This window comes from Aquiflexum sp., from assembly GCF_041749095.1.
Classification (GTDB): domain Bacteria; phylum Bacteroidota; class Bacteroidia; order Cytophagales; family Cyclobacteriaceae; genus Aquiflexum.
On record NZ_JBGTCA010000439.1, the window covers coordinates 1 to 14,493 of the forward strand.

General features: G+C 40.4%; 10 protein-coding genes. 1 reads left to right on the forward strand and 9 read right to left on the reverse strand.

The genetic code is table 11. The features are described from left to right. Nucleotides 1–239: 239 nt before the first annotated feature. The 3 genes from ACEW8O_RS20320 to ACEW8O_RS20330 all read right to left on the reverse strand — a co-directional run bounded on the left by ACEW8O_RS20320 (nucleotide 240) and on the right by ACEW8O_RS20330 (nucleotide 4,571). On the reverse strand, nucleotides 240–1,157 hold the full coding sequence (locus tag ACEW8O_RS20320) for a dihydrodipicolinate synthase family protein (protein WP_373496461.1): 918 nt from the start codon (nucleotides 1,155–1,157) through the stop codon (nucleotides 240–242). 66 nt (nucleotides 1,158–1,223) lie between these two features. Continuing rightward, the gene (locus ACEW8O_RS20325; protein ID WP_373496462.1) at nucleotides 1,224–3,455 is read right to left on the reverse strand and encodes a S9 family peptidase; all 2,232 of its coding nucleotides are present in this window, start codon (nucleotides 3,453–3,455) and stop codon (nucleotides 1,224–1,226) included. A gap of 240 nt (nucleotides 3,456–3,695) precedes the next feature. Beyond that, nucleotides 3,696–4,571 (reverse strand): AraC family transcriptional regulator, encoded by an 876-nt coding sequence (locus ACEW8O_RS20330; RefSeq protein ID WP_373496463.1) that lies wholly within the window; start codon nucleotides 4,569–4,571, stop codon nucleotides 3,696–3,698. 183 nt (nucleotides 4,572–4,754) lie between these two features. On the opposite strand from ACEW8O_RS20330, the gene ACEW8O_RS20335 reads away from it, so the two are divergent. Next, on the forward strand, nucleotides 4,755–6,323 hold the full coding sequence (locus tag ACEW8O_RS20335) for an L-serine ammonia-lyase, iron-sulfur-dependent, subunit alpha (RefSeq protein WP_373496464.1): 1,569 nt from the start codon (nucleotides 4,755–4,757) through the stop codon (nucleotides 6,321–6,323). Between the two features lie 195 nt (nucleotides 6,324–6,518). Here the strand turns inward: ACEW8O_RS20335 and ACEW8O_RS20340 are convergent, their stop codons facing one another. From ACEW8O_RS20340 to ACEW8O_RS20365, 6 genes are all read right to left on the reverse strand, one after another. Continuing rightward, nucleotides 6,519–6,926 (reverse strand): hypothetical protein, encoded by a 408-nt coding sequence (locus ACEW8O_RS20340; RefSeq protein WP_373496465.1) that lies wholly within the window; start codon nucleotides 6,924–6,926, stop codon nucleotides 6,519–6,521. Next, nucleotides 6,926–7,183, reverse strand: coding sequence for a hypothetical protein (locus tag ACEW8O_RS20345; protein WP_373496466.1), 258 nt, complete (start codon nucleotides 7,181–7,183; stop codon nucleotides 6,926–6,928). The genes ACEW8O_RS20340 and ACEW8O_RS20345 overlap by 1 nt, the downstream gene beginning before the upstream one ends. Nucleotides 7,184–7,254: 71 nt before the next feature. After that, nucleotides 7,255–9,375: a plastocyanin/azurin family copper-binding protein gene (locus tag ACEW8O_RS20350; RefSeq protein ID WP_373496467.1), complete on the reverse strand. Its 2,121-nt coding sequence runs from the start codon at nucleotides 9,373–9,375 to the stop codon at nucleotides 7,255–7,257. Between the two features lie 55 nt (nucleotides 9,376–9,430). After that, nucleotides 9,431–11,263: a family 16 glycoside hydrolase gene (locus ACEW8O_RS20355; RefSeq protein WP_373496468.1), complete on the reverse strand. Its 1,833-nt coding sequence runs from the start codon at nucleotides 11,261–11,263 to the stop codon at nucleotides 9,431–9,433. A 167-nt stretch (nucleotides 11,264–11,430) separates the two neighbouring features. Next, entirely contained in the window at nucleotides 11,431–12,852 is a 1,422-nt protein-coding gene (locus tag ACEW8O_RS20360) for a sulfatase (protein ID WP_373496469.1), read from the reverse strand. Nucleotides 12,853–12,861: 9 nt separating this feature from the next. Further along, nucleotides 12,862–14,478: a sulfatase gene (locus tag ACEW8O_RS20365; protein ID WP_373496470.1), complete on the reverse strand. Its 1,617-nt coding sequence runs from the start codon at nucleotides 14,476–14,478 to the stop codon at nucleotides 12,862–12,864. Between the last annotated feature and the right edge of the window lie 15 nt (nucleotides 14,479–14,493).

The window sequence follows — 14,493 nt, forward strand, 5'->3', positions numbered from 1 at the left end:
CTGTCCTGTCTAAATGGATACCAATTATCTTTGAAGTTGATGCTACTTTCTTCATTTCCCAAAAAAAGCAGGACTCCGGAGATCATTTTTTTCTTAAGGTTATTCCTTCTTTTTATATAGGTTTCTTTAGAAAATATATTCATGAAATCAGACAAATGTAAATTTAGCCACAAGCCATTATTCCTATTGGTTAAAATTGGTAATTTAAATAGCAGAAAATGATTAGGCTCCCTATAAAATCACATAGGGATTTTTTCCAATCTGGGTAAAGTTGGCCTAATTGCCAAGGAATCCTCAATTACTTTTAATACCCTTTGTCTTTCTTCTCCTATTAATGGCAGTCTTGGAGCTCTGACATATTCCGTTCCCAATCCTGTGGCAACCTCGGCCAATTTGATATATTGGACCAATTTTGGATGGATATCCAGTTCCAATAATGGAGAAAACCATCTATATATTTTCAAGGCTTCCTTTATCCTTCCCTGTTTTACCAGTTGATATATAGCAACGGTTTCATAGGGGAAAGCACAGACTAAACCCGCTACCCAACCGTCAGCTCCAATGGCCAGACTTTCCAAAGCTAATGGATCGACACCGCACAGGATTTTAAACCTGTGCCCAAATCTATTTATCATTTTGGTAATGAATGTGATGTCCCTTGAAGATTCTTTCACGGCTTGTATATTTGGACATTCCTCCAACTCCCCAAACATGTCTTCATTAACGAAAATTTTATAGTCGATAGGGTTGTTATAGACCATTATGGGCAGGTCGGTAGCATTTGCAATTTCTTTAAAAAATACCACTGTTTCCCTGTCATCGGCCTTGTACCTCATGGGAGGCAGGACCATTAAACCTTTAATCCCAAACTTATTGGCAGAAGTAACTACCTGTATAGCTTTTTTAGTGGATTGTTCGGCTACGGTTAGAATTACCGGAATTTTTCCATCTACCTTTTCCACAGTGGATTTTGACAGAGTTTCCTTTTCACAATCTGTCAATGTACTGGCTTCTCCCAGGCTGCCACCTAAAATCACCCCATTAATACCTGCCTTTATTTGAATCTCAATATTGGCATGAAGGGCCTTTAAATCAAGTTGATCATTTTCAGAGAACTTGGTTGTAATTGCCGGAAAAACTCCTTTCCAATTTAACATATCTGCTTATTTTAGTTTAAAACTTCTTTAATATTCATTTTGATCAATACACATAGAGTTTACTATTCATTTTCCACCCGGAATCAGGTTTTCCAACCAAAACTTCTCCATGGTCTTCCTGAGGTGCAGGGAGGTATTTTCACGCTCATTGATTCCATGGGCACGCATGGGATAGGACATCATGGAAAATTGTTTGTTGTATTTGATCAACTTATTAACCAGCATCTCAAAACTTTGGTAATGGACATTGTCATCGGCTGTACCATGGATGATCATAAGATCTCCTTTTAAGTTATCTGCATAAGTGATAGGGGACCCATCTATGTATCCTTTCTCATTGTCTTCCAGCAATCCCATGTACCGCTCTTGGTAAGTGGCGTCATAAAGTCGTTGGTCTGACACAAAGGCCAATGCTAAGCCTGCTTTGTAAATCTCCGGAAATCGGAACATCAAATTGAGTGTCATCTGTCCTCCTCCACTCCAGCCCCAAGAACCTATTCGGGAAGGATCTATAAAATCATAGGTTTTGAGTATTTTTTCAACCGCAGCTTTTTGATCAAAGGATGCCAGAATTCCAATCTGCCCATAAATTGATTTGCGCCAATCTCTTCCTCTCGGAGTTTTGGTGCCGCGGTTATCAATGCTGATCACTACATATCCCTTCCGTGCCAGGTAGTGATGCCACAAGTCACCATCCATCCAAGCGTCCTGAACGGTAGAACTCGCTGGTTCCCCATAAACATAGGCCAATAAAGGATACTTTTTGCCGGGATCAAAGTCTTTGGGCTTGATCATCCATCCATCCAAGACTACATCCCCAATGTCCACCTTGATAAACTCTTTTGGGTTCAGACCCAATGCAGCATATTTCTCTTTTAGTTCCCGGTTTTCTTCCAAAACCCTGATATTTTTATGGTTTGGTAAGCTGACAAGTGAATAAACAGGAGGCGTTGTCGTGTTTTGAAAAGTATGAATGGCAAATTTTGAATCAGTTGAAATTTGATAGGAGTTTTGTCCGGAAAGATCACTTGGAGTAATCCTCTCGGCTTTTCCTCTTTTCTTTAGCGAACTGCGATAGAGGTATCGTTGTGTGAAATCATCAGGAGATGCGATGTAAAACACATAGCCACTTGCAGCGTCTATATGGCTGATTCGTTCCACATCAAATTCTCCTTCGGTAACCAATTCGGCTGTTTTTCCATCCCGGGAGACTTTGTATAAATGTAGCCATCCATCCCTTTCACTGGTCCATGTGAAAAATTTCTCTCCATCCAACCAACGGATATTATCATGAATATCCAGAAAAGCAGCGTCTTCCTCAACCAGAATTTTTAACAAACTCATGGTTTGTATATTAGCCGTCCATACTGTATTTGTGTTTTGACGGCGGTTAAGCTGCTGCACCATCACTTCCTGAGAATTGGGAATAAATTCCATCCGGGCCAGGTAATTATTTCGAGGGTCTCCCGGAAAATCAAACCACTTGGTCTCTCCTCCTGATGCTGAGACTACGCCGATTTTGACCGCTGACAAGGTATGTCCGACTTTTGGGTAGGGTAAGGGAATGGGCTTTGAATAGATGGAATCAATATTATTGATCAAATAAAAAGTGCCTACCCCTTTGGTATCAGAACGCCAATAGGCAATGTTCTCCCCATCGGGACTCCATCTGAATCCATCTCTGCAACCCAATTCTTCTTCATAGACCCAATCAAAGGTGCCGTTGATGATGTCTTTATCTCCATCTGAGGTAATTTGGGTTAATTTTACTGATTCGAGTGATTCAACGAAAATATTATTTTCACTCACATAGGCTACTCTACTGGCGTCGGGGGAAAATTTAGCAAACATCAGCGTGGCTGAGGGAATTCCTTTGCCCAACTGACTCAGCTTTCGGCTTTTCAAATCCAAAACCCAATAATCCCCTCTTGTATGAAACCTCCACACTTTTCTGTTATTGGTAAAAATGAGCAATTTGTTATTATCCTCCGACCATTGATAATCCGCAATTGAAAGGGGAAATTTTGCTTCTTTTGGAATCAGTTCCCTGGCATCTACCAAAACTGACCTTTTTCCGGTTGCGGCATCATACTTTATAATGTCATCCCCATCCAGGTTTTGGTTTTTTTCAATGCTGGAATAACCTTTACCATCCTTCATCCAACGTATCGGACCGAATCTATTCTGCTTGTAAACGCCGATTTTGTAAATATCCTCCAGGGATATTTCCGACTGGGATAACAATTCTCCAAAACTTCCTGCCGAAATAAGTATAATGACAATGATAAATCGCTTCATTTTACAAAATTCATAGAATAACCAATTCTCTAACAAATAAATATGTTCTATTTAGATAAATCTTCAATTATTAAATCCATCTTAAGCTATAAAGTTATTTCAATGAACGACATAATTGTTTATATAATTTTATCCAAAGGATGTGGTATATTAACCTAGTCATTTAATGATTTTTAAAAACGCCCAAAAAAACTTAATCGGTTCAACGAATTAAGAAAATTGAAGCAAGCCTTAACTTATTCAACTTGCTTTGTTTAATATCTTACCCCTATACTCCAAGGGAGTCATACCGGTGATACTTTTGAAGTGTTTGTGAAAATTGGACAAATTATTGTAGCCACAACTAAAACAACATTCGGAAGTGTTAATATCATCCTGATATAGAAGCCGGCAGGCATTTGCAATTCTCACCTCAATCAAAAATCTTGAAAAGGTTTTTTGACTTTTGTATTTAAAATATCGACAAAATGCAGTAGGTGACATGTTTACCATACCTGCAATTTGTTTTAATGTGATTTTTTCACTGTAATTGTTTCTGATATAATCAAAGACCAGATTTATTTTAGGTATATTTTCAATTACAGTATGGATGGGCACTCCTGATGAAGAAATAAAATCCAAATTATTGTCTTTTGAAATACATTCCAGAATTTCCAGCAATCCTAAAAACCTCTCAAAGGTGTTTTTCTTTGTAAGCTCAGAAAGTTTATTCCCGACTATTGCCTTGTTCCAGTTTGATACTTTGATTCCATAAATCGAAAAATCCAACAGCCTTTGGATTCCATAAGCTTCGGGAATCTCACTCAGTGAATTTTTTAGAACATCCTGGTTAAAAAAAACAGATATAGCTTTTGCTTTTTTACCCTCATTTATAGGATGTACAAAAACATTATTCCTGAAAACATGAGGTAAATTCTTCCCGAATAGGTACACATCTCCTTTTTTAAAATCTGTAACACTCTCAGCCACAAAAAGTGACCCACCACCTTCTTGGATCAAAGTGATCTGAAACTCCTCATGATAATGGATAGGTTCAAAAAAATTGTACAATTCCCAACACTCCACCCGAATTGTCTCATCTTTTAGTCTTGGAACTTTGAAGTATAATGGTTGCATGATTTATAGAAGATAATTTTTTTTAAAATCTTCATTAATTTAAATTATTTCGGATAAAGAATGCAAAAAACCACATAAAAAAACCCAACAATGTTAAGATATAACATACAAATGTTAAAATTTAATAGTATAGACAAGCCTAATAGTTACTAACTTTAATCATTAAATAAATGAATGACCCTTATGAACTTTCCAAGTATATTCAATGATGTAATCGGCCCGGTAATGAGGGGCCCTTCCAGTTCCCATTGTGCTGCCTCTTTAAGAATAGGTAGAATTTGTCATGATCTAATGGATGGCAGGATATCAGAAATCGAAATTGATTTTGATCCCAATGGATCATTGGCCACTACCCACAAAGAACAAGGTTCCGACATGGGATTGTTCGGAGGATTTTTGGGATGGGAAGCTTATGATGAGAGATTGGTTGATTCCGAAATGCATATCGGGGCTGCGGGGATTAAGGTAAAAATCAACATCAAGGACATACAGGCAGAACATCCGAATACCTACCAAATCACCTTGAGGAATCCTTGGGAAACCCATCGGGTAATTGCCATTTCTACCGGGGGAGGAATGATTGAAGTAATTGAAATAGATGGGGCAAAGGTTTCCTTAGCAGGAGACAATTTTGTTACTTTGGTTTATACTTCTGATCTCCAAAAATTAATCAACTACCTTCATCAATCCAGTATCCTTGAGGAAGCTGAAATACATACCGGAGAAGGCGCTTTTATTGCGCTGACATCTCAGAGATTTTTGGATGTGACGCTACTTGGAGAACTTAAGGCAATGGAGGGAGTCTCTAAAGTCAAACAAATCCAGCCTGTATTACCCGTTCTTTCCGGAAAAAATCTGACAGTCCCCTTCATTACCTGCGATGAGATGTTGGCTTACAATCAGGACAAAAAATTGAGTTTATGGGAATTGGCAGTAAGGTATGAAAGCATCAGGGGCAATATTTCGGAATCAGAGGTCCTTTCAAAAATGAATGAAATCCGTCTTATACTCAAGGATGCTGTAGAAACAGGTTTGAAAGGAACTAAGTTTGAAGATCGGATATTGGGTCCTCAATCTGTGAAATTCAAATCCATGATGGAAGACCGTAAACTGATCAGTGGTGATGTTTTGAACCGGATCATCATGTATGTCTCTGCGATCATGGAGGTTAAGAGCTCTATGGGAGTGATCGTAGCTGCCCCTACTGCAGGTTCATGTGGTGCTATGCCCGGTGCTGTTTTGGGTGTGGCTGATTCATTGGGACTTTCGGAGGAAGATACTGTCAAAGCATTGATGATAGCCGGTTTGATCGGAGTTTTCATTGCTGCCCATTCCACCTTCGCAGCAGAAGTTGGAGGCTGCCAGGCAGAATGTGGCTCAGGTGCCACTATGGCTGCTGCTGCCATTGTAAGCTTAGCAGGTGGCAAGCTCAATCAAAGTATTTCTGCAGCTTCCATGGCATTGCAAAGTTCTTTGGGCATGATCTGTGACCCAATTGGAAACAGGGTCGAAGCACCTTGTCTGAACAGAAATGTCATGGCCGCTTCCAATGCCCTTTCCTGCGCAAATATGGCCTTGGCAGATTACGATCATTTAATTCCATTGGATGAAGTAATTGAAACGATGTATGAGGTAGGAAAAAGTATCCCCAACACTTTGAGATGTACCAATTTGGGAGGACTGTCTATTACCAAAACGGCGAAGGAAATCGAAGCGAGGCTTACCCAGAAACATTTCTATAAGAGTTGTTGAGGGGAATTAATTTTAAAAATAAAAGGTGTATCACTTCTGAATACCAAAAGAAAGTCCATAAGAACAGAACCAAATACAGTATTTTTTCAAATAGGGAAACCACTTGATTCAAAAATCCAATTTATTGCTTTTTGTTTTTATATACATTCTAGGGTAAAAAATTCTGAAAAAAGTGTCTAATTTTCCTATTAGAATTCATAATGGTATTCTCAAGATTAAAGCCAGAATATCCCTTGGTTGTCCTGGAGGGAAAATCGGTTGATAAACTTCCTGATTTCGAAGATATAGTTGGGCTGCCATCCTAGCGTTTGACCCTGAACTAAGAAATAATGGTACGCTGGTTACTATGGATAAAAATCCAGTTACAGACAAAAATGATTTCAGCCTTCGATTACTTGATCCATCTGAATAGTCAAAGTTTTCAGGAATTATCCATGAAGTAACCAGTAAGGTTGTGCCACCTCCTACTAAGAACAATCCTGCCTTATATTGGCTGTTACTAATTTCCAATAATTCTTTGGGTGTAATGGCTATGGAAGAAGATTGTGCAGAGGTATAAGTTGTAATTCCACCAAGAATTACAGCAAGAAATAATAATTTCATCACTTAGAGGAATTAAGGTTAACAGTAAAAGTAATCGCTGGATAAATTTCTTGTGAATCCCGAAGGATGGGGGCGCGAACCGTTTGGGTACCCACACTTAACCGGGCTGCTTTTCTTGCTTTTGAGGCGGAACTAATAATAATGGGGAGGCCAACAATGGTAACAGGTATCCCAACCATAATAAGTGAATATCCTATTCCGATAGTTGCATCGGAAAGATTGTTACTTACACCTAGGCTAATAAGCCCTAAAGCCATCAGGAGCAGGTTTCATTTAATGTTGAATATAAATGGAGAAAAGGAGCAGCATTTCTTTAAATAACACCCCTTTACTTTTTCACTACCCTCAGTACCCCCTGCATCACATAGGCATGTCCTGGAAAGGTACAAACATAGCTGTAATCACCGGGGACAGCAGGTGATTCAAAATAAATGGACTCGGAGGTTTCCGGAGACAATACATTTGTATGAAACAACACATTTGCAGAATTGGGAATATAGTTTTTTTGAGATCCTTCCAATCCCATCTTCAGGGCCTCTTCGCCTACCTGAACTGCTGTATTGGGCTTTACAATTACCAAGTTGTGTAACATATCATCGTTGTTGTTGAAAGTGATTTTTACCTTACTGCCTGCTTTCACTTCGAGCAGCTCCAAATCATACTTCAATCCGGGTTTTGTGCCAATGGTAATGCTTTGGTCAGGACCGTTTTTCCAGGTTGCAGGCATCTCGGTCATTCTCTTTGGAGAAATTCTATTTGCGGAAACCGGTGAGCTCCTGGAGGTAGCCAAATTCGCCGATGAAACACTGCCATGATGAATTCCTATGTGAGGGTTTGATGAAGTCTTCACCAATGAAGAAAAATTCACTTTTTCACCTTCTGGAATTTGATTCAAGGTATAATATCCTGTACCATGCAGTAAATCCATCCCTTCTTTGGATTTGATCCCGGCAGCATTTATTTCATGAATATACCCCTCCTTCAAACCGTCTACCACTAACCTGACCTTTAATCCATTTTCGGAAACAATGGCTCCTTTAACCGCCAACTCCTCCAGTTCTATAACAGGGCTACCATAGTTATGGTGATACTTATAGTTGAAACTGGATGTTTTGTAGGATGCCAAATCTTCGGCAGCCAATGTTTCTACCAGCAAGGTAAATTCCAATTCAAATCCATCCGGTCGGGCATTTATTGCTTTGATTTCAAAAGGTACTTTACCTGTCCATATCAATCGTTGTAATCCAAAGGGAGCCTTACCAGTGGAACCCCACCCCCTGCTTGTCATGCCCACAAACATGGACCCATCGTTTCCCCAAACCATCCTCAATACCCCGGAAGAAAACCCCTCTCTGAACGGGAATGCCGCACCCTGATAAACACCGTTGACTTTTTCAAGGTAAACCCTAAAAATCTTACTATGCCCTTGATCTCCGACAAAAAGCTGTCCGGTAAAAGGGCCAAATTTTCCATCGGATTTATCCAGGAGAATATCGGAAGTAGATATTCCCATAAGCCCATGTGGAAGCCAAACTGCCGGGGTCTTAAACCCCGGTATATCAGCGGCAACCTTCGACATTGGCTGTCCCGTATCAGGTATATCCTCCGGCTTCAATTTCACCGGTGAACCTTCCAAATGACTCCATTTCAATCCTTCCGGATTTCCCACAAAGTCACCTGACTCTATATGCGTAATCCTTCCTGAACCGACCCAATCTCCTTGATTTTCTCCATAAAATACATCTCCTTGTGCATTGTAGCCAAATCCCGCAGGTGACCTCATACCTGATGCAATCGGAACCATCTTGCCATCAGGCGAAACTTTCATCATCCAGCCACGCCATTTCGCCAAACTTGCACCATAACCTATCCATCCCAAATTTAAAGTAATAAGCATGTCTCCTTCCGGCGTAAATAAGGGTCCGTAAGAATATTCATGGTAATTTCCCGACAAAGGCCAGGAAACCACTGTTTCATAGGCATCGGATTTTCCATCCGCATTGGTATCGGTCAGTTTGGTGATTTCCGATCGTTGGGAGGAGTAAAAGCTTCCTTTATGGTAAGCCAGTCCAAGTGGCTCATGAAGTCCATAAGCAAATCTATTGAATCTGGGAATTCTGGTTCCCTCCATATAAGGATTATCTATTATCCACACCTCCCCTCTTCGGGTCGAAACCCCCAAACTTCCATCAGGAGTAACCGCCAAGCCGCCAACCTCAAGTTCAATTCCGTCGGGAATTGGTATATCTACAATAGTGTAATAATCCTGCTCTTTAGCATTGGGGACCTTATGCTCTGAATGAGAATTGCTTTGCCCAATCAAAGTACCCGATCTGAGGATTAACCCGGCAATTATCACCCACCCAAATAAAACGTTAACTTTTGATTCAGAAAGGAATAAAAAAACTTTGTATGGCATGATGAATAGGTTCTTTACTATGGTTTTCATAATCTTATTTACCGTTTAGTCGGACTTATAAATATTTTTGGGTTGTATCTGCAAATCAATAGATCAGACTGTATTTGATTCTATTTTTTTCCCCCTCTTTTGAAAGTGGCATCAATAGTTCTTGACCTAATTGTGAATTTCGTATCAGTACATTTGAAGGTCCCCCATCAGCTAACTTCACATAATATTCTCCTTGATTGATTAGGTAAACTCCATCTCCAAAATCCTCTATACTTTCAGCAGCAAGGATTCTGGCCCAAAAATTTGACGATTTTTTGGCATTTCTATAGCTTATTGTCCTTGTCAAAATCTTACCATCCATCTCAGCTTCAAAAAAATCTTCCACTTCAATTTGGTCAAAAATATACTTGAAAGTGGGCCGTCGATCCCGGTTTAAAAAATATCCCTGGATATGGAGCAAATCACTGTTCAACGAGTCCGGCCAAACACTGTTTCGCGTATCAAGTTCAGCGATTGTAGGACCTGCCGCCAATTCAACTAACGCACCATTGGGGATCATCAATTGCGATTCGCCACGTTGCCTCCACATCGGCGAGGTATCTAGAAAACCTCCTCTCCAAATACCCAATGGGGCTCCAAGTTGGAGGTCATAGACAAAATTTGCCCCAGTGGGCTCTCCTACACTTACAGTGTGGGTCCTCACTTGATCTCCATGTTTCAAAAATCCCCTTAAAATCAAGGTTTCGTCCAGAACCTCTACATAAAACGGCTTCTGGATTACATGTTCTACATAGGAATTTGGGTCATGCAAAGGACTTTTTTTGATTCCGGGACCTTCAATAAAGAATCCCAACTGCGGTCTTCTTCCCGGATAATTAGGCTTATAAAAAACCAATTTGAAGGATACGGAACCCTTCTCCAATCTCATCGTTTGGCTTCTGGGAGATTCATTTTGATCCTCCAGGACGTTTTTACCATTGACATAAAGGCTGGAATTTCCAAAAGTAGCCAAGGAAAAGGTATAATCTCCTGAAACAGGAATCTCCAGATTTCCCGAATATGTATAGGCAAAATCAATGACTCCATGGCCTAAGTCCCACGTTATTTTGTTCAACTGACCTGTTTCGTCGGGATCATTTCCATTAAACTCCTCAACTGTCTGGAACTTTCCTTTGTAATAGGCAAATCTCAAATCCTTAATTTGAGGAGTGGGATTTCCAAATAGTTTGTAACTAACATTCCTGATCGCAACAGGACCATGGTCCCCCTGAATCATAATGGGACCCATTTCTCTTTCATCTTCGAACATCGCCGAGGTAGTGGGGCCTGTCACCTCAATATTCTCGTGGATCAATACGCCATTTTGGAAGACCTGCACAAACTTTGCGTTTCTCACTTTTACCCCTTCCTGGTTGAATCTAGGTGCTTCGAAGACAATTTTAAGATGTTGCCACAAACCAGGGGCTTTACTGACGTTCATTCGTGGGGCTTTCCCTTCAAAACCCTTACGTTTTTCGGAATCCCATCGCTGATAAATTCCTCCTGCATCCCCGGAAGTGGGATTTGCCTTCCCCCAGCTATCGAAGATCTGAACCTCATAACGGCCTTGAAGGTAAACTCCTGAATTGGAACCTTTTGGAATCATATATTCCAATTCGAGCTCAATATCTCCATGTTCAAAACCGGAAACCAAATGGGAACCGTTTTTAGGTTTAGGTGGACTTACCAGAATCCCTGTCCCGGGACTTGTTGACAAAAAATCATTATGATCCCAGTCTGTAATTACTCCTCCGACCTGCTTCCATGTTTTTGGTATTTTGCCGAAATCTCTCCAATCATCAAAAATCTTGACTTCCTGAGCAAAAGCACCTCCGCTGACCAACAATACTAATGGGAAAAAGAATTTCCTGAATTTCAAATTAAACATTTAATGTTACTTTTATTATGCCGGAATTTTATACTACTTCATTAACTGTTTTATAAAGCAAATCAATTGTTCGCCCAAGCTCTTTCCTTTTTTTGGATTAAGGGAGCTAGAATAATTCATCTGAAATCAATGACGGAAACCATATAGAGTTATCCAATACCAACACTTCATTTCCGGATCCGTTCAGTCAATAATTTTTGAATAATGGAGTCACAGATATGAGAATAATAGTTGATTTTGTCCGAATAAGATTTATCAAGAGCAAGGTTATGGACTTCGTTTGCATCTGATTTATGGTGATACAATTCAATATAATCATTGTCGTCATATCGGATGAATTTATACTCACCATCCCGATAACCCTCCGTTTTAAGTAACTTGGGGTTATTTTCATTTCGATGTTCCAAATAAATCCCTGTTCGCCATATGTCCGGTATACCTTCAAAGAATGGTGTAAGGCTTTCGCCCTGATATTCCTCAGGAGAGGCTACGCCTGCAAGTGATAATATGGTCGGAGCAATGTCCACATTTAAGACAGGAAGGGAAACCGTTTTACCCTGGCTATTAGGTGTTCTGGGATCATAAATGATCATAGGAACACGGATCGAATGCTCATGCAAAAGCCATTTTCCTGCATAACCCCTCTCCCCCAAAAAATACCCGTTATCTCCCATAAAGATGATGACTGTGTTGTCAGCAATCCCAACCTCATCCAGTGAATTTCTAATTCTGGATAAAACACTATCTACCGTACTGATCATCCTGTAATGTCCCTTTACCATTTTCTGGTATTTCTCGGGGGTATCAAAACGCCAATACCAGCGCTCTCTGTTCATGGTGTTTTTCAGAAATGCAGGCAAGGCATTAAAAAATGCAGGGTCTGCAGTCTCATGAACTGGGATATCCACATCCCGGTACAAATGGTCTACATATTCGGGCCAAAAATATTGCTCCTCCTCCCCGTCATCTGCATGAGGAGACCAAAAGGAAAGAGATAAACAGAAAGGCCCATCCTTGCTTGATTTTATGAAATCAATGGCCAAGTCTCCGTTAATATCAGCTAGATGAACTTGTTTTCCATCTATTTCCCGTAAATACGGCCAAAATGTTTTCTTCGAATCGTGAAACATTGAATCTTCAATTCCTTCATTTACCTTGATTCCAAATTTTCCGACAAAACCTGTCCTGTAGCCGGCATCCTTTAGAAGCTTAGGATAGCTTTGGAGCATATAAGCATCGTCTAAAGGAGGATTTCCAAAAGTGAAATCATGGGTTCTTTCGTATAAGCCTGTTAATATCGAAGCCCGGCTGGCCGGACATATCGGGGTAGTCACAAAGGCATTTTCAAAGTACAATCCTTCCCTAGCGAGCCTATCCATATTCGGGGTATGAATAATGTTATTACCCGCAAAACCCAATGCATCCCAACGCTGATCATCGGTTAAAATGAAAATGATGTTCGGCTTATTGAATTCCGGTTCCTTCTCCGCTACAAATTCCCTTCCTCCACAGCTCATCACGCAAAAAAGAAATATAACGAATACGTTGCTACAAAAGGTGAATGGATAAGATGATTTTAAATTATTCATACATATAATTTAATTTTCATTGGATTTTATTTGATCTATAAATTGTTGACTCAATTCATCTGAATCACCATATTGCTTCCGAAGTTCTCCCAGTTTTTTGTGCAACATTTCTTGTACCTCAGCATATTCAGGATTACCATAAATACTGTTCATCTCATCCGGGTCTGTTTGAAGGTCATACATCTCCCATTCATCTATATCATAGTAGAAATGGATCAATTTATACCTGTCTGTCCTTACGCCATAATGTCGTTTGACATTGTGTGGGCCCGGATATTCATAGTAGTGATAATAAATAGCATCCCGCCAGGGCACATTTTTTCCGGCCGCAATTGCCCGCCAGGATTTACCCTGCATTTCTTTCGGTACATCCATTCCTGCAAAATCAAGAATAGTAGGAGCGTGATCCAAATTGAGCACCATTCCCTCCACCACAGTTCCCGGTTGGATTTCCTTGGGATACCTGACCAATAGGGGTGTGCTCAGAGAAGGCTCATACATAAACCGCTTATCATACCAGCCATGCTCCCCCAAATAAAACCCTTGATCGGACGTGTATATGATCACTGTGTTGTCCAAAAGTCCCTGCTGCTCCAGATAATCCAATACTCTTCCAATACCATCATCCACCGATTTCACCACCTTGAGATAATCTCGAATATAACGGTGAAACATGAATTTGGCGAGTTTCTCACCACCCGGCATTTCTTTAATTGCATTTTCTCTTGGGAGGCCATCGTTTAGAAAATTCTCATTTTTTGGAGCATAAACCTCGTTCCATGCAGCCAGTTGATCTTCATTCATTCTGCCAAATGGAGCAGGCAAACGGCTTTCCTCTCCGGTAAAAGGATTTTTCTCAAACTTCATGTCCCAGCCCCAGTACATATCGTTTACGATTTCCATCTCCTGTTCCTTTGATGCACGGCCTCTCCCTGAGTACTCATCAAAAAAGTTATCGGGAAACTCAAACTCTATATCCTCATAAAGATCCAGGTATTTTTCCTCAGGCATCCAGTTTCGGTGGGGCGCCTTGGTATGGTAGTTAATTGCAAAAGGCTTTTCTCTATCCCATTCATTTTCCAACCAATCTATGACAAACTGGGGTATCAATGCCTCACAATGCCCTTCAAACTTCAGTTCCTCTTCCCCATTTTTGATAAATTCAGGGTTATAATAATTACCCTGTCCAGGTAAGGTCAGGGAGTAGTCATACCCCTGTGGCTTACCTCCTAGGTGAATCTTGCCTATAAGTGCCGTCTCATACCCTCCTGCCTGCAACAATTTTGGATAGGTCATCTGATCCCAGTCAAAAGGAGCCACATTGTCTATTTTTCCATTAATATGACTGTATTTTCCGGTAAGCAGGACTGCCCTGCTAGGGGCACAAATGGAGTTGGTGACGAAACTGTTCCTAAAGATTGCCCCTTCTTTTGCCAGCCGGTTCATATTTGGAAAAAAAACACTGTCCAGTAAACCATGGCCATAGGCATGAAGTGCTTGCTGAGTGTGGTCATCTGTCATGATATATAGGATATTGGGGCGTTGGGCCGCTTCCTTTTCAGTACAGCTACTTATAAGCAGAAAAGCAATGAATAGTAGGGAAATAGTTTTGGAAATTTTGTTCATGTTCCTATTGATTTT

Excerpts from the sequence above, each read along its gene's own strand:
- ACEW8O_RS20355 (WP_373496468.1), bottom strand. The coding sequence starts at position 11,263 with ATGTTTAATTTGAAATTCAGGAAATTCTTTTTCCCATTAGTATTGTTG.
- ACEW8O_RS20320 (WP_373496461.1), bottom strand. The coding sequence starts at position 1,157 with ATGTTAAATTGGAAAGGAGTTTTTCCGGCAATTACAACCAAGTTCTCT.
- ACEW8O_RS20360 (WP_373496469.1), bottom strand. The coding sequence starts at position 12,852 with ATGAATAATTTAAAATCATCTTATCCATTCACCTTTTGTAGCAACGTA.
- ACEW8O_RS20350 (WP_373496467.1), bottom strand. The coding sequence starts at position 9,375 with ATGAAAACCATAGTAAAGAACCTATTCATCATGCCATACAAAGTTTTT.
- ACEW8O_RS20335 (WP_373496464.1), top strand. The coding sequence starts at position 4,755 with ATGAACTTTCCAAGTATATTCAATGATGTAATCGGCCCGGTAATGAGG.
- ACEW8O_RS20330 (WP_373496463.1), bottom strand. The coding sequence starts at position 4,571 with ATGCAACCATTATACTTCAAAGTTCCAAGACTAAAAGATGAGACAATT.
- ACEW8O_RS20340 (WP_373496465.1), bottom strand. The coding sequence starts at position 6,926 with ATGAAATTATTATTTCTTGCTGTAATTCTTGGTGGAATTACAACTTAT.
- ACEW8O_RS20325 (WP_373496462.1), bottom strand. The coding sequence starts at position 3,455 with ATGAAGCGATTTATCATTGTCATTATACTTATTTCGGCAGGAAGTTTT.
- ACEW8O_RS20345 (WP_373496466.1), bottom strand. The coding sequence starts at position 7,183 with ATGGCTTTAGGGCTTATTAGCCTAGGTGTAAGTAACAATCTTTCCGAT.
- ACEW8O_RS20365 (WP_373496470.1), bottom strand. The coding sequence starts at position 14,478 with ATGAACAAAATTTCCAAAACTATTTCCCTACTATTCATTGCTTTTCTG.